The organism is Amycolatopsis sp. WAC 01375, assembly GCF_003947325.1.
Lineage (GTDB): Bacteria > Actinomycetota > Actinomycetes > Mycobacteriales > Pseudonocardiaceae > Amycolatopsis.
In genome coordinates, this window is record NZ_QHHW01000040.1 from 53,038 (window position 1) to 75,815 (window position 22,778).

25 protein-coding genes are annotated in these 22,778 nt (G+C 69.5%); 16 read left to right on the forward strand and 9 right to left on the reverse strand.

The window, feature by feature from the left end:
• Positions 1 to 343 precede the first annotated feature (343 nt).
• Positions 344 to 1,792, forward strand: coding sequence for an alpha/beta hydrolase (locus tag DL991_RS28595; protein WP_233599046.1), 1,449 nt, complete (start codon positions 344 to 346; stop codon positions 1,790 to 1,792).
• Here the strand turns inward: DL991_RS28595 and DL991_RS28600 are convergent.
• From DL991_RS28600 to DL991_RS28610, 3 genes are read right to left on the reverse strand one after another with little or no spacing between them, the layout of a single operon-like run.
• Complete coding sequence (locus DL991_RS28600; RefSeq protein ID WP_125787546.1) at positions 1,747 to 3,240, reverse strand: alpha/beta hydrolase; 1,494 nt, start codon at positions 3,238 to 3,240, stop codon at positions 1,747 to 1,749. The genes DL991_RS28595 and DL991_RS28600 overlap by 46 nt on opposite strands.
• A 2-nt stretch (positions 3,241 to 3,242) precedes the next feature.
• Positions 3,243 to 3,962, reverse strand: coding sequence for an ABC transporter permease (locus DL991_RS28605; RefSeq protein ID WP_125787548.1), 720 nt, complete (start codon positions 3,960 to 3,962; stop codon positions 3,243 to 3,245).
• A gap of 26 nt (positions 3,963 to 3,988) precedes the next feature.
• Positions 3,989 to 4,867: an ABC transporter ATP-binding protein gene (locus tag DL991_RS28610; protein WP_199746587.1), complete on the reverse strand. Its 879-nt coding sequence runs from the start codon at positions 4,865 to 4,867 to the stop codon at positions 3,989 to 3,991.
• Positions 4,868 to 4,986: 119 nt separating this feature from the next.
• On the opposite strand from DL991_RS28610, the gene DL991_RS28615 reads away from it, so the two are divergent.
• Together DL991_RS28615 and DL991_RS28620 are read left to right on the forward strand one after the other, a co-directional pair.
• Positions 4,987 to 6,090: a sensor histidine kinase gene (locus tag DL991_RS28615; protein ID WP_125787550.1), complete on the forward strand. Its 1,104-nt coding sequence runs from the start codon at positions 4,987 to 4,989 to the stop codon at positions 6,088 to 6,090.
• Positions 6,087 to 6,689, forward strand: coding sequence for a response regulator transcription factor (locus DL991_RS28620; protein ID WP_125787451.1), 603 nt, complete (start codon positions 6,087 to 6,089; stop codon positions 6,687 to 6,689). The genes DL991_RS28615 and DL991_RS28620 overlap by 4 nt, the downstream gene beginning before the upstream one ends.
• On the opposite strand, the gene DL991_RS28625 is transcribed toward DL991_RS28620, so the two are convergent.
• Positions 6,686 to 7,258 (reverse strand): helix-turn-helix domain-containing protein, encoded by a 573-nt coding sequence (locus tag DL991_RS28625; RefSeq protein ID WP_125787452.1) that lies wholly within the window; start codon positions 7,256 to 7,258, stop codon positions 6,686 to 6,688. The genes DL991_RS28620 and DL991_RS28625 overlap by 4 nt on opposite strands.
• 67 nt (positions 7,259 to 7,325) lie before the next feature.
• Here DL991_RS28625 and DL991_RS28630 point away from each other — a divergent pair, with 67 nt between their 5' ends.
• The 4 genes from DL991_RS28630 to DL991_RS28645 all read left to right on the forward strand — a co-directional run bounded on the left by DL991_RS28630 (position 7,326) and on the right by DL991_RS28645 (position 10,191).
• Positions 7,326 to 7,919 carry a bifunctional 2-polyprenyl-6-hydroxyphenol methylase/3-demethylubiquinol 3-O-methyltransferase UbiG gene (locus tag DL991_RS28630; protein WP_125787453.1) on the forward strand — a complete coding sequence of 198 codons (594 nt, stop codon included), beginning with the start codon at positions 7,326 to 7,328 and terminating at the stop codon, positions 7,917 to 7,919.
• The gene (locus DL991_RS28635) at positions 7,916 to 8,380 is read left to right on the forward strand and encodes a DinB family protein (RefSeq protein WP_125787454.1); all 465 of its coding nucleotides are present in this window, start codon (positions 7,916 to 7,918) and stop codon (positions 8,378 to 8,380) included. The genes DL991_RS28630 and DL991_RS28635 overlap by 4 nt, the downstream gene beginning before the upstream one ends.
• A gap of 13 nt (positions 8,381 to 8,393) precedes the next feature.
• Complete coding sequence (locus tag DL991_RS28640; RefSeq protein ID WP_125787455.1) at positions 8,394 to 9,365, forward strand: alpha/beta fold hydrolase; 972 nt, start codon at positions 8,394 to 8,396, stop codon at positions 9,363 to 9,365.
• 346 nt (positions 9,366 to 9,711) lie between these two features.
• Positions 9,712 to 10,191, forward strand: coding sequence for a DinB family protein (locus tag DL991_RS28645; protein WP_125787456.1), 480 nt, complete (start codon positions 9,712 to 9,714; stop codon positions 10,189 to 10,191).
• 50 nt (positions 10,192 to 10,241) lie between these two features.
• Here DL991_RS28645 and DL991_RS28650 read toward each other — a convergent pair whose 3' ends face one another.
• From DL991_RS28650 to DL991_RS28660, 3 genes are all read right to left on the reverse strand, one after another.
• Complete coding sequence (locus DL991_RS28650; RefSeq protein WP_125787457.1) at positions 10,242 to 11,402, reverse strand: S1 family peptidase; 1,161 nt, start codon at positions 11,400 to 11,402, stop codon at positions 10,242 to 10,244.
• Between the two features lie 218 nt (positions 11,403 to 11,620).
• Complete coding sequence (locus DL991_RS28655; protein ID WP_125787458.1) at positions 11,621 to 12,325, reverse strand: TioE family transcriptional regulator; 705 nt, start codon at positions 12,323 to 12,325, stop codon at positions 11,621 to 11,623.
• 21 nt (positions 12,326 to 12,346) lie between these two features.
• Entirely contained in the window at positions 12,347 to 12,823 is a 477-nt protein-coding gene (locus DL991_RS28660) for a DUF6194 family protein (protein ID WP_125787459.1), read from the reverse strand.
• A 62-nt stretch (positions 12,824 to 12,885) separates the two neighbouring features.
• Between DL991_RS28660 and DL991_RS28665 the strand changes: the two genes are divergently transcribed.
• Positions 12,886 to 13,623 carry a MerR family transcriptional regulator gene (locus tag DL991_RS28665; protein WP_233599047.1) on the forward strand — a complete coding sequence of 246 codons (738 nt, stop codon included), beginning with the start codon at positions 12,886 to 12,888 and terminating at the stop codon, positions 13,621 to 13,623.
• Here DL991_RS28665 and DL991_RS28670 read toward each other — a convergent pair.
• Positions 13,587 to 13,841 carry a hypothetical protein gene (locus DL991_RS28670; protein ID WP_199754112.1) on the reverse strand — a complete coding sequence of 85 codons (255 nt, stop codon included), beginning with the start codon at positions 13,839 to 13,841 and terminating at the stop codon, positions 13,587 to 13,589. The genes DL991_RS28665 and DL991_RS28670 overlap by 37 nt on opposite strands.
• A gap of 115 nt (positions 13,842 to 13,956) precedes the next feature.
• Here DL991_RS28670 and DL991_RS28675 point away from each other — a divergent pair, with 115 nt between their 5' ends.
• From DL991_RS28675 to DL991_RS28690, 4 genes are all read left to right on the forward strand, one after another.
• Complete coding sequence (locus DL991_RS28675; protein ID WP_125787460.1) at positions 13,957 to 14,760, forward strand: class I SAM-dependent methyltransferase; 804 nt, start codon at positions 13,957 to 13,959, stop codon at positions 14,758 to 14,760.
• A 62-nt stretch (positions 14,761 to 14,822) separates the two neighbouring features.
• Positions 14,823 to 16,412: an adenylate/guanylate cyclase domain-containing protein gene (locus DL991_RS28680; RefSeq protein WP_125787461.1), complete on the forward strand. Its 1,590-nt coding sequence runs from the start codon at positions 14,823 to 14,825 to the stop codon at positions 16,410 to 16,412.
• A gap of 186 nt (positions 16,413 to 16,598) precedes the next feature.
• Positions 16,599 to 17,270 carry a papain-like cysteine protease family protein gene (locus DL991_RS28685; RefSeq protein ID WP_125787462.1) on the forward strand — a complete coding sequence of 224 codons (672 nt, stop codon included), beginning with the start codon at positions 16,599 to 16,601 and terminating at the stop codon, positions 17,268 to 17,270.
• Positions 17,271 to 17,279: 9 nt separating this feature from the next.
• Entirely contained in the window at positions 17,280 to 18,053 is a 774-nt protein-coding gene (locus DL991_RS28690; protein WP_125787463.1) for a hypothetical protein, read from the forward strand.
• Here DL991_RS28690 and DL991_RS28695 read toward each other — a convergent pair.
• Positions 18,040 to 18,954, reverse strand: a complete 915-nt coding sequence (locus DL991_RS28695; RefSeq protein WP_125787464.1) for a helix-turn-helix transcriptional regulator — start codon at positions 18,952 to 18,954, stop codon at positions 18,040 to 18,042. The two genes, DL991_RS28690 and DL991_RS28695, sit on opposite strands and share 14 nt — an antisense overlap.
• Positions 18,955 to 19,113: 159 nt before the next feature.
• Here DL991_RS28695 and DL991_RS28700 point away from each other — a divergent pair, with 159 nt between their 5' ends.
• From DL991_RS28700 to DL991_RS28715, 4 genes are read left to right on the forward strand one after another with little or no spacing between them, the layout of a single operon-like run.
• Positions 19,114 to 20,190, forward strand: coding sequence for a M20 family metallopeptidase (locus tag DL991_RS28700; protein WP_125787465.1), 1,077 nt, complete (start codon positions 19,114 to 19,116; stop codon positions 20,188 to 20,190).
• A 56-nt stretch (positions 20,191 to 20,246) separates the two neighbouring features.
• Entirely contained in the window at positions 20,247 to 20,519 is a 273-nt protein-coding gene (locus DL991_RS28705; RefSeq protein ID WP_199746590.1) for a hypothetical protein, read from the forward strand.
• A 57-nt stretch (positions 20,520 to 20,576) separates the two neighbouring features.
• On the forward strand, positions 20,577 to 22,397 hold the full coding sequence (gene glmS, locus DL991_RS28710; RefSeq protein WP_125787467.1) for a glutamine--fructose-6-phosphate transaminase (isomerizing): 1,821 nt from the start codon (positions 20,577 to 20,579) through the stop codon (positions 22,395 to 22,397).
• 27 nt (positions 22,398 to 22,424) lie between these two features.
• A complete protein-coding gene (locus DL991_RS28715) occupies positions 22,425 to 22,778 on the forward strand; it encodes a YciI family protein (protein ID WP_125787468.1) in 354 nt (117 codons plus the stop codon).

Sequence of the window (22,778 nt, forward strand, 5' to 3'; positions counted from 1 at the left end):
GAGCCGAGGAAAGGACCCCTTCACGCGCTCCGCCGGTGCCACCGAGATTTCCCGTTCCGTGAAGGCCCCCTTGAGAGACCCAGAGTCCCTCAAGGAGTCCTTCACGGAACGACGGCCAGGAGCCGGCAGAAGGCCCCGACCGGACCGGTCACAGCACGACTGTGTGGATCTCGGGTCATCCAACGCACCAAAATCCACACAGTCCCCCCAGCCAGAGAACGACGCGTAGCGATCCCCCGAAGAACCCCCCAGCGGGCTAGACGCATCCGACTCCAGACGGACGTCCGCACACGGGTCCCGCTCCTAGCCTGAAACCCACGAACTCGACAGCAAGGAGCCCGGGTTGCCCAAGAAAACAGCCATCGTGGCGGCCCTCGTCCTGGCCGCCGCCCTGACACCGGCGACGCCCGCCACCGCGTCAACGCCGTCGATCACCTGGCACGGCTGCACGACCGGTCCTGGCGACAGCCTCGGCGCCGAACTGGACAAGGCCGGTGCGCAATGTGGCGACGTCGTCGTGCCGGTCGACTACCGGCGGCCGCGGGGCCGGGAGATCACCGTCGCGCTGGCACGGATCAAGGCCACCGATCCCGCGCGCCGCCGCGGCGCGGTGCTGCTCAATCCGGGCGGGCCGGGTGGTCCGGCGATGGAGTTGGTGCTGGCCGGGGCGTCGATGCCGGAGATCGCGGCGGAGTACGACCTCGTCGGCATGGATCCCCGGTTCGTCGGGCGTAGTTCGCCTCTGCGGTGTGCTTGGAACACCGATACGTTCACGCGTTCGGCCGGGCCGGACGTCAGGTCGTTCGGCGAGAGTGTCGCTTTCGCGAAAGAGTTGGCGCGCGGGTGTTCTGGCAATGATCACGAGCTTCTGCGGGCCGCCTCCACCCGGAACACCGCCCGGGACATGGACGTCGTGCGTGCCGCGCTCGGCGAACGGAAGATCTCCTACATCGGCGCCTCCTATGGGACCTACCTCGGCGCGGTGTACCTCCAGATGTTCGGCGCGCGGGCCGATCGGTTCGTGCTCGATTCGTCGGTCGATCCCGAGGTGTTCGGGCCGGGTCTGCTCCGCCCGACCGCCCCGGCGCTCGACGCGGCGTCGAGGAACTGGGCGAAGTCCGCCGCGGGACAAGGACTGGGCGAGCAGACCTTGCGGGACATCGCCAGGGCGGCGGAGCGGCGGCCGTTCAAGGTTGGGAAGTACACAGTGGACGGTCATATGGTGCCGTATCTGTTCTTCGCGGGCCTCTATGACGACCGGCCCGCGTCGCAGGCCGAGTTCGCCACCACCGTGCGGACACTCCGCGATGCGGCGGCGGGTCTTCCCGTCACGCCTTCGGCCGCGTTGAACGCGCTCCTCGACGGCCTGACGACCGGATCCGGCGCCGCCACCGACCGGGCCGGGACGCCGGTCGTCTGCGCGGATCGCGCGGCTTCCCGCGACCCGGCGACGTACTACCGGGACATCCAGGCGCATCGGGCCGCCGAGCCGCTGTTCGGCCCGCTGGCCCGCAACATCACGCCCTGCGCGTTCTGGCCCGTGGCTCCCGTCGAACCCGCCACCCGGATCCGCAACAGTTCACCGGCCTTGCTCCTCGGCTCGACCGGCGACCCCGCGACGCCCTACGCGGGGCAACTCGCCATGCGCAGGGCGCTCGCCGGATCGCGCCTGGTGACGGTGGAAGGCGTGTACCGCCACTCGGTGTTCCTGAAGGGCGACGCGTGCGTCGACACGGCGGTGCGGGACTACTTGCTGAGCGGAGCGCTCCCCGCGGACCGGACCTGCCGCTGACTCCCGCAGGCGAGATCGTGCCGTGGCCGCGCGCCGGTGACCAGGAAGTCCGTCGCGAGGTCGTTGGCGCACTCGTTGTCCTTGAACAGGTACGCCAGATGCCCGCCCTGGTCGACGGTGACCATCCTGGCGCGGTCGCCGAAGGCCTCACGCAGTTTCCGCGCTCCCGCCAGCGGCGTGGCCGGGTCGCGGAGGTTCTGCACGATCAGCACGTTCGACGGGCCGCGGCCGGTGATCTTCACCGGCGGTTCGATCGGCTCCGACGGCCAGAACGCGCACGGCGTGATGTTCGCGGCCGCCGCACCGAACAGCGGATGGCGGAACCGGTCGATCGCGACGTCGCGCCGGTACGTCCCGACGTCCTCCGGCCAGTCGGAGTCGTTGCAGATCACGTGCAGCTGGCTCGCGATGTAGTTGTCCGCCGGGTAAGCCGTGCCGGTGGACGACTGCCCGGAGGTGGCGGGCGGTACGGGTTTCCCGGTGTCGAGCGCGCGCCAGGTCTCGGCCAGATGCGGCAAGCTCTTGTCGTAGTAGAGATCGGCGAAGGTGATGTGGCGGAACACCTGGCCGTTGTAGCCGTCCGGGCTCGGCGTCCTGTCCAGCCGCGCGGCGAGTTCGAAGTACTTCGCCGTCACCTGTGCCGGCGTCCGGCCCAAGCCGTATTCGGGTTTCGAGGCGGCGAACTTCGCGAAGTCGGGGAAGCGGTCTTCGACACCCTGTCCGAACAATCGCGAGAAGGAGGCGTCCCAGCCGCCGGGTCCGGTCGCGCTGTCGATCAGGAACCGGTCGCTGCGCTCCGGGAACAACGTGGTGTACACCGAACCGAGGTAGGTGCCGTACGAGATGCCGAAGTAGTTCACCTTCCGCTCGCCGAGCGCCTCGCGGACCCGGTCCAGGTCACGGGCGGTGTTGGCGGTGGTCATGTACGGCAGGAGCGGCGCGGTGGCCGAGGAACCGCATTTCGCGGCGACGGCGGCGACCCGCTGGGCCTCGGTCGTCACGTCGGCTGAGTCGCGCGCGTACCTCGGGATGTTGGTCGGATGCTCCGCGAGCGACAGCCCGCAGGTCACCGGTGTGCTGTTGTGGACGCCTCGCGGGTCCATCCCGATCACGTCGTAGCTGTCGAGCACCTCCTGCGGGATGTCGAGCTTCTTGAGGGTGGCCGGATAGGCCAGGCCTTCACCGCCGGGGCCGCCGGTGTTGGTCAGCAGCACGCCGCGGCGCTTTTCCGGCTTGGTGCTCGCGAGCCGCGAGATCGCGATCTCGATGGTCTTCCCACCGGGGTCGCGGTAGTCCAGCGGTACCTCGATGGTGCCGCACTCCAGTCCGAGACCCGACGCTTCTTCCGGGCACGGCCCCCATTTCGGCGGGGGAGCCGCGGACGCGACGGCGGGGGTCGCCGCGGTCACCAAGGCGGCCGCGAGTACGAGAGGCAGGGCTTTGCGCATGCTCATCGGCGCGGCTCCCAGCGGAAGAGCTTCGAAGCCAGGACGACGGCGACGACGACCCAGGCCAGTGTCGGGGCGAGCAGGAGCAGCGAATCGGCGACCGCGACGCCGCCGTTCCAGGCGTTGACGGCGAGTTCGGTGGCCGAGCCCCCGGGCAGCAGCCGCTTGAGCAGGGGCAGCTCGTCGGTGCCGGAGATGCCGACCCAGGTCGCCACGCCGAGGACGCCGAGACTGACCGGCAGGGTGGTGACCTGGGCGTGCTCGGGGGAGTTGGTCAGGCCCGCGGTGGCCAGGCCGAGGCCGATCATCATGGCGACGGTGGCGAGCACCGCCACCACCAGCAGGGCGATGTTCGCGGGCCTTCCGGTGACCACGCCCAGCACGGTCATGATCACGGCCACCTGGACGAGCGCGATCACGGTGACCGGCAGCACCAGCCCGACCAGGATGGAGCCGTCACCGGCCGCGGTGGAGCGCAACCGTTTGAGGAAGAGATTCTGCCGTCGCGAGGCGAGCGTGGTCACCGAGCTGGCGTAGAGACCGAAAGCGCAGACGGTGAACATCACGATCGCCGCGATGTATCCGAGACTGCCGATCTTGGCGAAGGTTTCGTGCTGGTGGATGAAGAACGCGGAGACGGCGACGGGCATCACGAAGCTGGTGATCAGGACAGAGCGGTTCCGGAAGATCTGGATCAGCTCGCCACGGGCTATCGAAAGCATCATTCTAGTCCTTTGTGGAGGGTCGGCTAGTCGTTGTCGATGGCGCGGAACACGTCGTCGAGCCGGGTCGGTCCCGCTTCGAGGTCCTGCAGGTCGATCGCGTGGTCCTGCGCCCACCGCAACAGGACGTGCAGGTCCTTCTGCAGGCCGTGGGTCTCGATGACGAACTTCCCGTCGGTCTCACGCCTGCCTTGCAGAGGCAGCGCCGGGGCCGACGGCGGCAGCGAGAACCGGATCACGGCGGGCAGCGTCCGCGTCAGTTCGGAGACCGTGCCCTCCTGGTGGAAGGTCCCGCGGTGCATCAGCCCGATGCGGTCCGCGCGCTGCTGCGCCTCTTCCAGGTAATGCGTGGTGAGCACGATCGTCGAACCGTCCTCGCGCAGTTTGTCGACGGCGTCCCACAGCGCGTCCCGCGATTGGATGTCCAAACCGGTCGTCGGCTCGTCCAGGAACACCAGCCGCGGCGAGCCGTACACCGCGGTCGCGAAGTCGAGCCGCCGCTTCTCGCCACCGGAAAGCTGCGACACTTTCGTGTCGGCCTTGCGGGTCAGGTCCACGATGCCGAGTACCCGTTCGAGCCGGTCCGTGCGCCGGGTCAGCGTCCCGATCAGGCGGACCGACTCCTTGACCGTCAGATCCGGGGAGAAACCGCTCTCCTGCAACATGATCCCCATCTCGGGGCGGACGGCGGCGCGGTCACGCGGGCTCTTGCCCAGCACCCGGACCGTGCCGGAGGTCGGTGTCCGGTGTCCTTCCAGGGTTTCGAGGGTCGAGGTCTTCCCCGCCCCGTTCGTGCCCAGCAAGGCATAGAATTCGCCTCGCCGGACCTGGAAGGACAGATCCTTCACGGCGTGGAAGTCGCCGTATTTCAGGTTCAGCCGCTCAACGTCGATCACTGGTGTCATACCCGGATCTCACCCGCTGAGGCGCGGCCAGGGCAGTGCCGTCACGTCACCACCGACCCATGACGTGGTGTCACTGGTGCCCGCCGTCGCGGAGGGCCGATACTGGTCCCATGTCTGATGTGGACACCGAGCCGGCGCAGGGAAAGCTGCGCAGGCTCAACCTCACCATGTTCTTCCCGCTGCTCGCCGTCGGCGGGGCGGTCGTGGTGGCGTCGGACGCGCGGACCTGGTGGCAGGCGGTCGTCCTCGGGGCGGGCGTGCTGGCGGCCATGGTCGCCTTCGTGCGGTGGGCGGCGGGGGAGGTCCTGCGGGTCGCGATCCCGTGCCTGGTCGTCACGGCGGCCGTGTGGCCGTTCTCGGTGCTGGTGGCCGGCGGCAGTTCGGCGTTCTTCGGCGTCTTCCTCGTGGGCTCGCTCGTCGTCCCCCAGCTTCCCCGCCATCGGGTCGCGGCGGGTGTCGCGCTCATCGTGTACATCGCGGGAGTGGGCGCCATGCGGCTCCTGGTCTCCCACGAGGACGTCGCCGGTGAGCTGGTCAGTTTCGTCTTCGTCCCGGCCGCGATCACCGCCGTCGTGCTCGGCCTCATGTTCCCCAACAAGCGGTTCTACGACGTCGTGAAGGAACTCGAGGAGTCGCGCGAGCGGGAGGCGGAATTGGCCGTGATCCGCGAACGTGTCCGGTTCGCCGGCGATCTGCACGACATCCAGGGGCACACGCTGCACGTGGTGAAGCTGAAGACCGCGCTCGCCAGGAAGCTGGTGGACATCGACGCCGAACGGGCCAAACAGGAACTGGGGGAGATTCACGCGCTCGTGGCCGACACGATCACCCAGACGAAGGAACTCGCCTATGCCCAGCGATGGCTCAACCTGTCCGCCGAACTGGAGAACGCGAGGAACCTCTTCGAGGCCGCGGGGATCCGCGTGCGCGTCAACCGGGAGGCGGACGTCGATCCGGAGGCCGGAAGGCTGCTCGGCCAGGTACTGCGGGAGACCACGACCAATATCCTCCGCCACGCGCAGGCGACCCGAGTGCGGATCACCCTGTCGGAATGGAGCATCGGTATCGTCAACGACGGCGCCCAGCGAGGGCCACTGCCCGAACTCCGGGGGCTCGCCGCGCTCCGGCAACGCGTCGCCGCGGACGGCGGCGAACTGACGGTGGAACAGGAAGACGGGCAGTTCGTGACGGCCGCGTCCTTCCCGGCCCGGGAGGAAACATGACCACGGTGGTGCTCGCCGACGACGAAGCCCTGCTGCGCAAGGCGATGGCCGCGTTGCTCCCGCTCGAAGGCGAGATCACCGTCCTGGCCGAAGCGGAGAACGGCGAGCAGGCCGTCGAGGCCACCCTGCGGCACGAGCCCGACGTCCTCGTCATCGACCTCGAAATGCCCGGCGTGGACGGCCTCGGCGCGGTCGCGGAGATCCGCCGCACCCGGCCGAACCAGGTCATCCTCATGCTGACCCGGCACGCGAAACCCGGCGTGCTCCGCAAAGCACTCAAACTCGGGGTGCAGGGCTTCGTCAGCAAAGCGGCCGATCCCTCGCACATCACCTTCGTCATCGCCGCCCTGCACCAGGGCAAACGCTGGATCGACCCGGACGTCTCCGCGCTCGCCGTCGTCGACGACTGCCCGCTGACCGAGCGGGAACTGGAGGTGCTGCGGGTGACCGGCGAAGGCTATTCCGTCGCCGAGATCGCCGCCCGGCTCCACCTCGCGCAGGGCACGGTGCGGAACTATCTCTCGAACGCCATGCAGAAGACCCAGACGCAGACCCGGCACCAGGCGGCCAGGTACGCCCGAGAGCACGACTGGCTCTAGCGTGGCCGGACGTGGGCGCGCTCGCCCTGCGGTCCGAACAGGACGAGGGTTTCGACGGCGTGACCGTCGGCCGAGCCGAGCCAATGCGGCAGCGCGGTGTCGAACTCGGCGGCCTCGCCGGGCGGCAGCACCAGGTCACGGTCGCCGACCACCAGCCGCAACCGTCCATTGAGGACATACACCCATTCGTAGCCGCCGTGCGTCTTCGGGCTGGGTTCCGCCGGTTCGTCGCGGCTGGGGATGAGCATCTTGAACGCCTGCACGCCGCCGGCGCGCCGGGTGAGCGGCAGGAACGTCATGCCGTGGCGGTGGATCGGCCGCAAATGGATGCGCGGATCGCCGGTACGGGGAGCGCCGACCAGGTCGTCGAGCGGCACACCGTGCACGCGGGCCAGCGGGAGCAGCAGTTCCAGGGTCGGCCGTCGTCCGCCGCTTTCCAGCCGTGACAACGTGCTTTCCGAGATTCCGGTCGCCACCGACAGTTCGGCCAGAGTCAGGCCACGGTGTTTGCGCAGGGCGCGCAACCGGGGACCCACCGAGTCCAGTACTTCGTCCGTCTCGTCCGCCATGCCGTCGATCTTGCCAGGTCGGCAAGTTTTCGTGCCAGTTCGGCTGCGCTGAGGCGAAGGTGTGGTCATGAACGCGACGGAATTCTGGGACGAACTCCACGAACGGCGTGCCGCCGGAACGCCGAAGGTGAACGCGAGGCTGGCCGAGATCGCCGGACCGCTGAGCCCGGGCACCGTGCTCGACCTGGGCTGCGGGGGCGGGGGCGACGCGTTGTGGCTGGCCGCCCGAGGCTGGCGGGTGACCGCGGTCGACATCTCCGGAGCGGCCGTGCGCGCGCTCCGGGAACGCGGCGGGCCGATCACGGCGCTCCGCGTCGATCTCGCCGAAGACTTCCCCGACGGCACCTTCGACCTGGTGTCCGCGCAGTACTTCCACACCCCTTTCGCACTCGATCGTGCCCGTGTCCTGCGCACCGCCGCGGACTCGGTGAATCCCGGCGGGCGGCTGGTCGTCGTCGATCACGGCTCCGCCGCGCCCTGGTCGTGGGACCAGGACGCCGAGTACCCCACTCCGGGTGACGTGGCGGCCGAACTGGATCTCGACCAGGCGGAATGGTCGATCGACCGCGCGGAGGCGACAGAACGCCAGGCCACCGGCCCGGAAGGCCGGACCGCGACCGTCATCGACCACGTCCTCATCCTCCGGAGGGCCGGGCGGTGAGCCGCAAACGCGACGCCGGGCCGCCTTCGACGGGTCCTGGCGAGAAGGACGTGCTCGCCGGGTTCCTCGACTACTTGCGTTCCGCGGTCGCGGCGAAGGCCGAAGGAGTACCGGAAGACCAAGCCCGTGCTCCCGGCGTGCCGTCGGGGACGAACCTGCTGGGCCTGGTCAACCACCTGACCCAAGTGGAACGGCATTGGCTGCTCGGCCACCGCGTCGCCGATTGGAAGGCGACGTTCCGTCCGGGCCCGGACGACACGGCGGCGTCGATTCTCGCCGCCTACCGGGAAACCATCGCCGAGGCGAACGCCGAAATCGCGTCATGGGACGACCTCGCCGCGGCGGGGCCACGCCGGGGATCGCGGCGCTGGACGCTGACCCATCTGATCGAGGAAACCGCACGGCACGCGGGACACGCCGACATCCTGCGCGAACTGATCGACGGCGCCACCGGGCGCTGAAACGGAGACTTCCATGCTTCACCGAGCCGCCGCGTTCGTCGTGGCCCTCGTCCTGTTGACCGCGTGTGGTTCGCCCTCGGCCGCCGCTCCGCCCCACGAGAACATCACCCGCGGCGACGCGGCTTTCGCGCAGCAGTTCCGCCACGAGTTCGCCGACGTCGACGGGGTGAAGATGCACTACGTCACCGGCGGCAAGGGAGCCCCGCTCGTCCTGCTGCACGGCTGGCCGCAGACCTGGTACGGCTGGCACCGTGTCATGCCCGCGCTGGCCGAGCACTTCACGGTGTACGCCCTCGACCTGCCCGGTCTCGGCGACAGCGCCGGCGCGCCGCCCGGTTACGACAAGGCCACCTTGGCCCGCTACGTCCACGGTCTCGTCGCCGGACGGCTGGGCCTGCGCGACGCCCGGATCGTCGGCCACGACCTCGGCGCCGCGGTGGCGTTCCAGTACGCCGCGCAGTTCCCCGGCGACCTCACCAAGCTCGCGTACCTCGACCTGCCGTTGCCGGGTCCCGCGCTCGACGCGACGGCCTACCGGAACCTGAGCTGGCACATTGCCTTCCACTCGCAGAAGACGGTTCCCGAAGCCGTCGTCGGCGACGACGTGCGCGAGTACCTGTCCCTGTTCTATCCCCAGGTCGCCTACTCGGGGACCGCGTTCGGCGGTCCCGGGGCGCCGTCGCCCTTCGACGACGCCGAGATCGACGAGTACGCCCGCACCTACACCCGGCCGGAGGTCCTGCACGGCGGCTTCGAGCTGTATCGCACGCTCGGCCAGGACGCGACCGCGAACACCGTCGCGAAACCCATCACCACGCCCACCCTGCTGATGACCGCCGAAGGACTGCTCGAACCGCAGAAGGCCACCCTGGCGCCCCGTGTCACGAACCTGGCCCGCGCGGTCGACGTGCCGCGGGCGGGACATTGGCTCGCCGAGGAGAATCCGGAGTTCGTGAGCGCCGAACTGGTCAAGTTCCTGAAGTAGGGAGGGGTAAGGCAAAGGTGTCGGGTCGCGGGGGTTTCGTGGCCTGTCACCTTTGCCTTGCCCCTCAATGGAACCGCCCTGTCGAAATCCGTACATACATACACCAAATGGAAATCCGACTGTCGGATAGCGTCCTTTGTGGACATACAGGGTTCGGGCTCATCCCGGTCAGCTGCCGCTCCGGGTCGCCGAAGATGTCCAGCTCGACTCACCACGGGCGAGACTGACCAGCGGCTATGCGGCGGGGAGGGGTGTGAAGGTCGAGTTTCCTCGGTTGAGCCGAGGGAAGGGGGCCTTCACGCGCGGCTGTGGCTGGTGGGATGCTTCGCCCGTGTCCTCTTCACCGATGCCTTCGTTGGACGTCCTCAACCATCCTCTCCGCGAACAGTTCGAGGTGTTCCTCGACGAGCATCGCCGGGTGCTCGACGACTGCCTGGAGGGGGTGACCGAGGAGCAGGCGCGCCGGTCGCTCGTTCCCTCCCGCACGACTCTGCTCGGTCTCGTGAAGCACGCGACCTTCGTGGAAAAGGTGTGGTTCGACGAAGCCGTCACCTGCCGCCCGCGGACCGAGATCGGCCTCCCCGCCACCCCTGACGAATCGTTCGTCCTCGACGAGGAGGACACGATCGCCACCGTGCGGCAGGCGTATCGCGAAGCCTGCGAGGCGTCGCGCAAGGCGGCTGCGGCCCTCGATCTGGACGACCTGCTCCTTGGGAACCGGCGTGGTCCGCTTCCGCTGCGGTGGGTGTACCTGCACATGCTGCGTGAACTCGCCCAGCACGGCGGCCACGCGGACATCCTGCGGGAGCAGATCCTGAACGCGTGACAACGCCCGATGGCGGGGAGCAGGCGCTCCCCGCCATCGGGCGTTCTTCGTCAGGAACGGGTCAGCGTGACCCCGTACTTGTTCGCCGCGTCCACGACCGGCTGGTAGTACGAGTACGAACCGGTGGCGTTGGCACCCTGGTTGTAGCCGCAGTCGTGCCCGTCGGCGGGGCCGCCGGAGGTCATGCCCTGCGCGGTGTTGCCCGCGATGTAGGCGCCGCCGCTGTCGCCGCCCTCGGTGCAGACGGTCGACTTCGCCAGCCCGGAGGTGGCGACGCTTTCGCCGCTGTAACGGACGGTCTGGTTGTAGGCGGTGATCTTGCCGCAGGTCCAGCCGGTGGTGTTGCCCGCCTTGCACAGCGTGGTGCCGACCGGCGCCTTCGAGCTGCCGGTGATCCGCACCGTGGTGCCCTTGCGGGTGTCCACGTAGCCGCGGCCGGTGTCCTCGGCGTCGATGTCCATCAGGCCCATGTCGGCCGACGGGAACTGGGTGGCGACGCCCCGTCCGATGTGGACGCCGTTGCGGTTCAGGATGTCCGGGTTGCCTTCGACGCAGTGCCCGGCGGTGAGCAGCACGTTGTTGCCGTTGCTCGTGGTGCCGGGGAAGCCGAGCGAGCAGTTGGTGCCGGGGACGAGGTCCATGATCTGGCCGGCGATGACGTCGGCCTGCGTGGTGTTGCCGTTGGCGACACCGGTCTGGACCGCCACGCCGGGCAGCGCCGTGAGGCGGCGGACGAGCGCGCTGTCGGCACCCGGCTGCACGGTGACGACGACCTTGTCGGCCGCGAGTTCCGGACCCCACGCCTGCACCTGGCCGACGTCCTTGCCGATCACCTTGCCGACGGTGGCGGACAAGGCGTTCAGCGCGTTCTCGCCACGGGCGCCGGTGCGCGGGGTCAGCCCGGCAGAGCGGAGCGCCTCGGCGGATCCGGCGTCGGCGGCGTTCACCACAAGGGCGCCGGCGTCGTCGAAGTACGCGCCTTCGGTGTGGAGACCGCGTGTTCTGATGCTCTCGAGCGAGGCGATCAGGTTCTTCTCGTGGTCCAGCTTCTGCGCGGCCTGAAGCGGGCTGACGCGCAGCTGGGCGGCGAGGGTCTCCAGCATCGTCTGGTCGTAGGCGGTGACCGGTGCGGCGGTCGCCGGGACGGCGAAAGCGCCGATTCCGGCGCAGACGCTCAGCAGGGTGAGCATGACGGGTCCGCGAATTCGCATGCGAATTTCCTTCGATAAGGAGGGGACGACGAACCGCCGGAATATGTTCTAAAAGGCAGGGACCGGGCGGTTCATCTCGACGTCACGCACAGTACGAGCGCCCGTCTTCCTCGCCGTAGCGCCGAAAGTAGGTTCCGCGATCACGGTCCTACTTTCGTAGGCAAAAGCGTGAATAGCCGTGTATTCAATCGCGCGGAAGTGTCATTGTCCGAAAAGTGTCAGCAGTCGAGGTAGGTGTTCAGCGCGGCTGCGCCGGAGAGCAGGGCCCGGCCCCTCGCCGAGAGCCGCGAGTGCCAGTCGCTCAGTGTCGACTCGAGCGGCACGACACCTCCGGCCGAGCGGACCTGGTCGATCAGCGGCGCTATCCGCTCCAGGAGGTAGCCGCCCCGCCGGAGCTGACGGGCCAGCTTGGCGTCGCGCACGTCGGCCGCGCTGTAGACGCGGTAGCCGGTCCGCGGGTCGCGTTCGGGCCGGAGCAGGCCCGCACGTTCCCATTCGCGCAGCGTGGCGGGCCGGACGCCGAGTTTCCTGGCCAGCGGACCGACGAACATCTCGCCCCGCTCGTGCGGCACGGGTTCGAGATCGCGGAGCGCGTCCGCGACGGCCTGGAGGGTGCGGCGATCCTCCAGCAGCTGCGCGTGGCTCTCGTCGACGAGCCTGAGCGCTTCCTCGACCGCGTCCCGGTTGACCGCCTCCATGATCGACGCCGCCGTCGCATGACCGTGCCCGGGTACGAGGGCCAAGAACGCCCGCAGGGCCTGGGCGTGCCGGGGCGTGTAGGTGCGATAGCCGTGCGGACCGCGTTCGGCGGCGGGAAGGATGCCGTCCGCCTCGTAATTGCGGACGGCCTGCGTGGACAGGCCGTGCTCACGTGCCAGGTCGACCGGCCTGAGCCGCTCGCGGGTTTGAAGGTTTCGGCCCACCGCCCCACGATATTCGGTCCGCTAACCGCGCGAGGAATCCGCGCGCCGTTCGTACCGCGCGCGGGCCAGCCGGTAGGCCGTGCCGAGCAGTTCGCGGATGACCGCTTCGGTCTTCGACGCCGGGTTCACCACCGCCAGCCAGCCCGCCGTCCCGTACACCGGATGGGCGATCGCAGTGTCTTCGACGGCGGGGTCGATGTCGGTTTCGGCCGCGTCGCGGGGAGCGCGGCCGAGCAGGCGGGTGAAGTCCTCCTTGCCCGCGTGGATGTTCACGCGGAACGTGCCCGGCCGGTCCAGCCGTGAGGCCTCGTCGCCGGGGTAGTTCTTGGTCACGACCGTCGCGAAGGGCTGGACGTTCGCCGGGACGACGCCGTCGGGGGAGTAGTAGAAGAACGCGTCGCCCCAGCTGAGCTCCGGCCACTCGTCGCCCGGTCCCGGCGTGAGGGTCAGGACGCCGTCGAGGTCCGAAACGAAGCCGATGATGTCGTCGATGTTCATGTGTTCAAGCGTCGCATTAAAGTGCTTATGGAGGGTTCGGGTACGTTTTCGACGGGGTGAAGGTGTCAAGTCTCAAATCACTGCGCACAGCGGAGATCGCTCGCCTGGCGGGCTGCTCCGTGCAGCAGGTGCGGAATCTCGAACGTGACGGCGTGCTCCCGGCGGCGACGCGGACGGCCTCGGGCTACCGGAGCTACGAGGAGATTCATCTCCGGTCCGCGCTGGCGTATCGCGCGCTCGCCGCCGGAGTGGGGCCGGTCGAGGCGAAGAAGATCGTCCGCGCTCTGCATCGGGATTCGCTCCCCGACGTCCTCGCGCTCCTCGACGCCGCCCACGCCGGGCTCGACGCCGAACGCGCGGACCTCAAGGAGGCCAGGGAAGCCGTCCGGGTGATCTCCCGCGAACCGATCGCAGACGTCCGCGGCTCGGACTCGATGAGCGTCTCCGAACTGGCGTCGGCGCTCGGCGTGCGTCCTTCGACGTTGCGTCACTGGGACGCGGAACGGCTCGTCGTCCCCGGCCGCGACGAGCGGGGGACGCGGCGGTACACGCCGTCCCAGGTGCGGGACGCGCGGATCGTGCAGCAGCTGCGGTTGGCCGGGTACCGCGTCGCGCCCCTTCGGGCCCTGATGCCGGAGCTGCGGCGATCCCGGCGGCTGGAGGACGTCGCGGCCGCGCTCTCCGCCCGGGACGCCGGGATCACGGCCCGCTCGCGGGCTCTTTTCGACGGCACCGCCGAGCTTTCCCGCGTGGTGGAGCCGGATCAGCGGGTGCAGCGCCAGAAGACCGTCGCGTCGTAGGGCGAGATGACCAGCTTGAAGTACTCCTCGCAGTCGGTGAACCCGGCCCGCTCCGCCTGGGTCCTGGCGTCGTGGCGCGCGTAGAACAGCGCGAGGCCGAAGTCGCTCGACCCGTGGCCGACGAATTCCCTGGTCTCGAGCGGACTCGCGGAAGCAGGGGTGGCGATCGCGCCCATGACGGCGGCCGCGCCGAGCAGTCCGAGCAAGGTTCTCCTCATACCGACCACGCTAGGGCCGGTCCAGTGCGCGATTCGCCCACTGGATGGAGGTTCCTGCTGCCGCCGTCCGTCGCAGGCGGGTTCGCACGGGGCGCGAACCGGATATCGTCACGGCATGTCTTCTCGCGAAGTGGGAACCCGGCGCGCCTTCGACGCCGCGGCCGCCGATTTCACCGCGCTGGGCCGCCATCTGTGGGAGCCGATCGGCGCGGCCACGGTCGCGGCCGCCGGACTCGGTGAAGGTGACCGTGTCCTCGACGCCTGCTGCGGCACCGGGGCCTCGGCGATTCCCGCGGCGCGTGCTGTCGGGGCCGGCGGCGTGGTGGACGCGATCGACCTCTCCGGCCCGATGATCGGCGAGTTGCGCCGCCGTTCGGCGGATCTGCCGCAGCTGCGCGTGCACGAAGCCGACGCGACGGCGTGGGACACGGGCGACTACGACGTCGTGCAGTCCGCGCTCGGCATCTTCTTCTTTCCCGACATGACGGACGGCACCGAGCGGCTGATCTCCCGGGCCCGGTCCGGCGGCCGGGCCGTGTTCACCATCTGGCGCGGCGGATCCATGGTGGCGGCGGGCCGTCACCTCGGCCGCGCGGTGGCCGAGGTGACCGAGTCCGCTCCGCCACCGGAACGGAAACCGGGTTTGATCGACCGCGTCGATCAGACCGACACTTATGCCGCATGGCTTTCCGAGCGGAATCTGTCCGATGTGGACGTCGTGGTCAACGAGCTGCGGCTGACCATGACACCGGAGGTCGCCTGGCTGGTCGTCATCGGCTCCGGGTTCCGTGGTCTTCTCGCCGACCTCGAACCCGGCGCCGTCGAGCAGGTGCATGAGCGCTACCTCGATTCCCTGCGCGCCGAAGGCGTGACAGAACTCGACGCGACGACACTGATCGGCTCCGGCACCGTCCGCTGACGACAGTGTCCGCTTCGGTGTACAGTCGTTCACTCAAACCGGGGTGAACGGGTGGGACACGGGTGCGACCAGACAACGACTCCACTGTCCGGGGCCGAGGGCAAGGACCGTTCGGCTCCTGGCTGCTCGGTCCGCTCGATCAGGACTCGGCCGTGTTGCGGCGCCGCGTCCAGGGGCTGCTCACCGGGACGCTGATCGCGACCAACGTCATCGGCGCGCTGGTCGTGGTCGGACTGGCGGCCCTGCTCATGCCCGCTCCCGGCATGTCCGGCGATCTCGTCCGCGTCACCGCGATCGCGGTCCCCGTCTACGTGGTCTCCGCCGTGGTCGTGGGCGCGCTGTGGGGCACCCGCGGCGCGTTGCGGACGTTGCGCTGGGCGGCCGACGGCCGGACGCCGACCGACGAGGAGCGCGCGGCGAGTCTTCGTGTCCCGTTGCGCCTGACGCTGGTCCAGGCGGTGCTGTGGGGCGTCGCGACCGTGGTCTTCGGCGTGCTGGCCGCGCTGGTGCAGCCGCGGGTGGTGCTCACCGAACTGCTCGTCGTCGCGTTCGCGGGCGTGGTCGTCTGCGCGATCGCCTATCTGGCGGGAGAGTTCATCCTGCGGCCGTACGCAGCCTTGGCGCTGACGGGCACCTCGCCGGCGCGGCGGCTCAGCGGCGGGGTCAACCTGCGGATGCTGCTGTTCTGGTGCCTCGGCACCGGCGTGCCGGTGGCCGGGCTGGTGGTCACGGCGGTGCTGGCGTGGGCGCGCGGCGACGTGTCGACCACGAAGCTCGCCATCTCGGTCATCGTGCTCGGCCTGGTGGTGCTGGTCTTCGGTCTGCTGGTGACCGTGTTCACCGCCCGCGCCGTGGTGAACCCGATCCGGTCGGTGCAGCACGCGCTCGGCCGGGTGCGTGCCGGTGACTTCGCCGTGGAGATCCCGGTCTACGACGGCACCGAACTCGGTCTGCTGCAAGCGGGCTTCAACGGGATGGCCGCCGGTCTCGCGGAACGCGAACGTTTGCGCGACCTGTTCGGCAGGCATGTCGGCGAGGACGTCGCGATCGAGGCGATGCGCACGTCCGCCGAACTCGGCGGCACGGTGCGGACGGTGTCGGTGTTGTTCGTCGACCTGATCGGGTCGACCGCGCTGGCCGCGAGCCGTCCGCCCGAAGAGGTCGTCGGCCTGCTCAACCGGTTCTTCGCGGTGGTGGTCGACGAGGTCGACCGCAACCACGGGCTGGTCAACAAGTTCGTCGGTGACGCCGCGCTGGCGATCTTCGGCGCACCGGTGCGGCTGGAGGACCACGCGACCCTCGCGCTGTCCGCCGGACGGGCGATTTCGCGGAGGCTGGCGGCGGAGGTGCCCGAATGCCCGGCCGGGATCGGCGTGGCGACGGGTGAGGTGGTCGCCGGGAACGTCGGCGACCCGCGCCGGTTCGAGTACACGGTGATCGGCGACCCGGTCAACGAAGCCGCCCGGCTGACCGAACTGGCGAAGAACGTCGAAGCCCGGTTGCTCGCTTCGTGGACGGCGATCGAGTCGGCGGCCGAAGACGAGGCCGCACAGTGGATGGCGACGGAGGACGTCACGTTGCGGGGCCGCAGCCGGCCCACCACGCTCGCGACACCCAAGTCCCGACCTGTGGTGGATTCACAGCCCTTGTGAAGGGGCCGTGAATCTTGCGCGGCGGCCCTCGCTCCGCCACACACGGACCTGATGTTTCCTGGCACGCGAGCGCGTCCATGCCCTGTGAACGATCACAGCGGCTCCTTCGCGCCCGGTGAGGGCGTTGTTCCCGAAGCCGGAGCGGCGCACGGTGATCTCCCCATCCCCGTGTCAAAGGAGACATCTGTGAAGAGTCTTTCGAGGGCCGCGCTGGCCACCGGAGCCGCCGTCTTCGCGCTGGGCATGCTGCCCGCCACCGCTCTCGCGCAGCCCGGCGACGCCGGGGACCGGCCCCACGGCCTGATCCAGACCCAGACCCACACCCAGGTGCGCGAGGTCGCGCCGGTGGCGGGGACCGCGATGACGGTCGCCGCGACCGCCGCCTCCAAGCAGCTGAACTACACCCAGCAGGTGCAGCAGTACAACCAATGGTGCTGGGCGGCGGACGGTTCGAGCATCGAGCGGTCGATGGGCGGCACTGCCACCCAGGCTCAGTTCTGCGCCGCGGGCAAGGGCACGTCGGCCGGGTACTGCCCGAACCAGCCCGCCCAGATCCCCGAGATCGTCCGCGGTTTCCGCGGCACCGGCTTCTCCGCGCAGGACGCGGGCGGGCCCATCGGTTTCAGCTCCGTCGTCAGCCAGATCGACGCCGGGATCCTGAACCTGACGGGGATCTACTGGACCTCCGGCGGCGGCCATGCCGAGGTGATCTACGGCTACGACTCGGCGAACCAGTCGATCATGGTCGGCGACCCGTGGCCTACGTATCAGCGCTACCAGACCTGGAACTACAACCAGTACCGCAGCAACGGCCAGTTCCGCTGGAACGACACCATCGTCAACATCCGGAAGGGCTGACCCGCGGTCATGAACACGATCTGCCGGAAGTTCGCCGGTTGTCTCGCGGTGGCCGTCGCGACGCTGCTGCCCGCCACGCTTCCCGCCGCGGCGGGTGAGGGAGTCGTCCCGCTTTCGGACGGCGATCTCGCGGCCGCCGTGCGTGTCGCCGGGCAGCCGGACGCGATCGGCCTCGCGAGATCGAACTTCCGGCAGGTCGCCCGGATCGAACCCCGGCGGATCACCATGGGGGAGAAGGGAATCCCGGTCTACACCCTCAATCCCGACTTCGTCAGGGGCATCACCGGCGCGCCCGCGGGTGTGCTGAGATCCGTCGCGGTGACGGCCACCGCGGATTCCGGCCAGAAGGCCACGCTGCAAGCGATGCCCGAGGGCGCGGGAAAATGGGTCGCGGCGAGCGTGTTCTCAGGCAACGACGAAGAAACCCTGAGCGTGCGGCTGAAGCCCGGTTCGGTCCTGCTCAACGAACCCCAGATCAACGGCTGGTACGAACTGGGCCCCGACGGTGTGGTGCTCCTGCAGGCGAGCCTGCCGCAGTCGCCGGTGGGGAAGTTCGTGCCGCTTTCCGGCTATCAGCGGGAAGTACACGGCCGCTACGCCGACAAACTGCCGGGATCGGACTACCAGCGCGATCGCGGGATCGGCTTCAGGCAGGCCGTGCCCCCGCCCGTCGACACCGGGCCGCCGGTCGCGATCGTGGCCGGTCTGATCGCCGCCGGGGTCGCCGGGGCGGGAGTCGTGCTGGTCGCGGTGTGGCGGAAACGCCGCCTCACTCCCAGATGAGGTCGATCCCCGCTATCCCGACGCCGAGATCCTCGAAGTAGGCACTGACCGTCGCACCCGGCCCGGGGTGCAGCGGTTCGCTCACCACGGGGGCCAGTTCTTCGCGCTCCCGCACGGTTTTGACGCAGCGGGCCGGGATCGCGCCGTCGTCGAACCGTATCCGGAGCAGATACGCCGACATGCGGGAGCGCACCGTCCGGTGGAAACAGGTCGAACGGACTGACGCGGCCAGGCGCAACGTGAACGCGAAGGTGTGTGTTTCCCCTTCGGCCAGGCCGCGGTCGAAGAGGAGCTCGAACACCATCCCCGGCGACGAGGCGCTTCGGCGCACTCTGCCTCTTCGGCAGCCGTCGGTCGCGAAGACCGTCGTGGCCTCCATGTCGGTGCCGGGTTCGTCCTGATGGGTCACCACGAAACCGTCCGCGCCGGGCTCCCGGGCCCGCACCACCATGGTCGAGGAGATCTCCGAGATCCGGCCTTCCCCGGTCATGGTCAGCACGTCGACGACGGTCGCGACGTCGAGCTTCGCGTTTCCCGCCGCGCCGGGTGTTTCGCTCAGTTCGTCCAGCAGCGAGCAGGTTTCGGTCCAGCTTTGCCGCAGTTCCGGCAACGAGGGCCTGCGGTCGTCGCCGGGCGGCCGCCGTTGCGGGCCGATCAGGACGACCAGACTGTCCGCGGGCAGGCCCAGCACCGCTTCGAGCGCGCGAACGACGTCGAGCGAGCGCGGCGTCGACGGATGCCGGAGCCCACGCTGCCAATAGCTCAAGGTCGATTCGGCCACGGAAACCCCGCGTGCCGCCAGATGCGCGCGGATCCGGGACAGGGAAAGCCCGCGGTGCTCCACCGCTTCGGAAAGCGCGCGGGGGAACGGGCTGGGCCTGAACTCGCGTTCCTGGTACATGGACACCCCCCACCGACGCCGGGTTGGCGCAAAGCATGCGCAGTCCGGCGCCGGTCGGCAACCGCCTAAGGTCGAAAACCGGACTTTCAGGCGAATTCGAGCCGCAGGCTTGCCCGATCCCATGCGCGGCGCCGACGGCGTATACGCGAAAGTGTTCGCATGACAGCCGACGCGATGATCGAAGACCTCAGGACGCTCGTCGAGATCGAGTCTCCTTCGGGGGACATCAAGGCTTTGACGGCCTCGGCCGAAGCCGTCGCCGCTCTCGTCGAGACCCGTCTCGGCGGAACCGCGACCCTGGTGGAGAGCGCGGCGGGACCGCACGTCCGGTGGTCCGGCGGCGGCGAGCCGCGCGTGCTGATCCTGGGGCACCACGACACCGTGTTCCCGATCGGCACCTTGGCGCGCCGTCCGTTCGCGGTGGCCGACGGCCGGGTGACCGGTCCGGGGGTGTTCGACATGCTCGGCGGACTGGTGCAGGCGATCCACGGCCTGGCGGCGCTCGAGGACCTGACCGGCGTCGAGATCCTGGTGACGGCCGACGAAGAAACGGGTTCGCACGAATCCCGGGCGCTCATCGAGGAGCGTGCCCGCGCTTGCGGCACGGTGCTGGTGTTCGAAGGAGCGGCCGACGGCGGCGGACTCAAGATCGCCCGCAAGGGCTGCGGCACGTTCGAGGTCGTCATCACCGGCCGGGCGTCGCACGCCGGTCTCGAGCCGGAGGCCGGCGTGAACGCGCTGACCGAAGCCGCGCATCAGGTACTGGACATCGTCGCGCTCGGCAGGCCCGAGATCGGGACGAGCGTCACCCCGACCGTCGCTTCGGCGGGAACGGCGAGCAACGTCGTGCCCGCCTCCGCGACCGTCGTGGTCGACGTGCGGGTCGAGTCCGCCGCGGAGAAGGAGCGCGTCGAAGCGGGGTTCGCCGCGCTGACCCCGCGCCTCGAAGGGGCGGAAATCATGGTGCGGGGCGGGATCCACCGGCCGCCGATGCCCGAATCGGCCGCGGCGGATCTGTTCGCCGTCGCCGGGCGGCTACTGCCCGGAGTCGTCGGGGTGTCCGTCGGCGGCGGGAGCGACGGCAACCTGACCGCCGCGATCGGCGTCCCGACCCTCGACGGGCTGGGCGCCGTCGGCGGCGGAGCCCACGCCGATCACGAGTACCTGCTGGTCGAGTCGATGGTGGAGCGGGCAGGCCTCGTCACCGGCCTGGTGACGGCGACCCGAGGCCGCTGACCCACTGTTCTTGCCCGATTTCGGGCAAGAACTGGCGTTTCGGAGGCCCGATGTGCATGATGGGCTCCGTGGAGGACGCGGACATCGTCGAGCAGGTGGCCTTGTCGACAGGTCTGTCGACGGCCATCGCCGCCCGTGTCGTCGAGGACGTCCTGGCGTTCTATCGGCAGTCTGTCGAGCAGTACGTCCGGGAGCGGCATGCCCGATTGCAGGCCGAGGGCGGGAAGAACCCCGAGATCTTCCCCCGGATCGCCGGAGAACTGAGCCGTCGTCTCGTCGCGCCTCCCGACCTGTCCGAGCGGCAACTGCGCCGCATCGTCTACGGCTGACGGAGCGCGCCCGCTCTTCGCGTGCCCTGTCCGTTTTCTCTGTGAGGTTGACTCGTCATGTGCGGAATCGTCGGCTACATCGGCGGCCAGAACGCCGCCCCGATCCTGATCGAGGGGCTGACGCGGCTGGAATACCGCGGCTACGACTCGGCCGGGATCTCCGTCCTGGGCGGTAAAGGCGCCCAGGTGCACCGGATCGTGGGGCGGGTGCGGAATCTGACCGCGGCCCTGCCCAAACGGCTCGCGGGCAAAGTCGGCATCGGGCACACGAGGTGGGCGACGCACGGTCCGGCGACCGAGGCCAACGCCCATCCGCACGTTTCCGAGGACGGCCGGATCTCGGTGGTGCACAACGGGATCATCGACAACGCCGACGCCCTCCGCGAGCAGCTCACGCAGGCCGGGGTGACGCTGACGTCGGAGACCGACACCGAGGTGCTCGCCCACCTCATCGCGAGGTCGGGCGCGAAGACCCTCGAAGACGCGGTCGTCGAGGCCGTCTCGCGGGTCACCGGTACCTACGCGATCGCCGTGACCGACACCGGGCACCCCGACCGCGTCGTGGTCGCGCGGAACGGTTCGCCGCTGATCATCGGCGTCGGCGACCGCGAGATGTTCGTGGCCAGCGACCTGTCCGCGCTGGTCCGGCACACCTCGCAGGTGGTGCACCTCGACGACGGCGAGTTCGCCAGCGTCTCGGCCACCGGCTACCGCACCTTCACCGTCGACGAGAGCGACACCGGCAAGGCCGCCACGGCGATCGACATCCAGGCAGACGACCTCGACCTCGGCGGGCACCGGCATTACATGTACAAGGAGATCCAGGAGCAGCCGGAATGCCTGGAGCGCATGATCCGGGGCCGTCTCGACGACCGGTTCGGAGTGTCCCGTTTGGACGGTCTGAACCTGACTCCCCGTGACCTGCGTGGTTTCGCGAGGGTGAAGATCCTCGGCTGCGGCTCGGCGTACTACGCGGGCCAGATCGGCGCGACCATGATCGAGGACCTGGCGCGGGTCCCGGCCGACGCGGAGGCCGCGTCCGAGTTCCGCTACCGCAACCCCATCATCGAAGCGGACACGCTCTACATCGCGGTCAGCCAGTCCGGCGAGACGGCGGACACCGCGTTCGCCGTCGAAGAGGTCAAGCGCAAGGGCGGCCGGGTGGTCGGCCTCGTGAACGTCGTCGGCTCGACGATCGCGCGGGCCTGCGACGGCGGCCTGTACCTGCACGCCGGTCCGGAGATCGCCGTCGCTTCGACCAAGGCGCTCACCAACATGGCCGTCGGTTTCGCGATGATCGCGCTGGCGCTCGGCCGCGTCCGCGATCTGTCCAATGCGGACGGACAGCGGATCGTCGCGGCACTCCGCGCGTTGCCGAAGCAGGTCGCGGAGATCGTCGAGGCGGAGGCCCAGATCGCCGAGCACGCCAAGATCTGCGCGGACGCGCGGAGCCTGTTCTTCATCGGCAGGGTCCGCGGCTTCCCGGTGGCGCGGGAGGGCGCGCAGAAGTTCAAGGAGATCTCGTACCGGCACGCGGAGGCCTACCAGACCTCGGAGCTCAAGCACGGTCCGCTCGCGCTGATCGACGAGGAGCTGCCGACGGTCGCGATCGTGCCGTCCGACGACCTCGCCGACCGCAACCTGGCCGCGATGCAGCAGATCAAGGCACGCAAGGGCCAGGTGCTGGCGATCACCCACGCCGACGTGGACTTCGGCGATCTCGACGTGCCGCGGTTCGTCGTCCCGCGTTCGGAGCCCGAACTCGACCCGATCCTGCTCACGATCCCGTTGCAGCTGCTGGCTTACCACGCCGCGCTGATCCTCGGCCACGACATCGACAAGCCGCGGAATCTCGCGAAGTCCGTCACCGTGGAATGATCTCCTGAGCCGTCGAAGGGGTCAGTCATGAGGCAGTACCTGCTCGCCGTCCAGCTCGACGAGAGCACGCGGGACGCGCCCGAGGACGAGGTCCTGGCGATGATGGCCAGGACGGGCAAGGTCACCGACGAGATGAAGGCCGCCGGGTCCTGGGTCTTCGTGGGCGGCCTGGAGCACTCGGACGTCTCCACGGTCGTCCGTCCCGAAGGCGGCACGACCACGATCACCGACGGGCCGTTCGCCGAGACGAAGGAACAGCTCGGCGGGTTCTGGGTGATCCAGGTCGACGACCTCGACCAAGCGCTGGCCTGGGCCGAGAAATGCGCGCTCGCCTGCGGGCAGCCGATCGAAGTGCGGCCGTTCGGCGACCCGCGGCGTTGA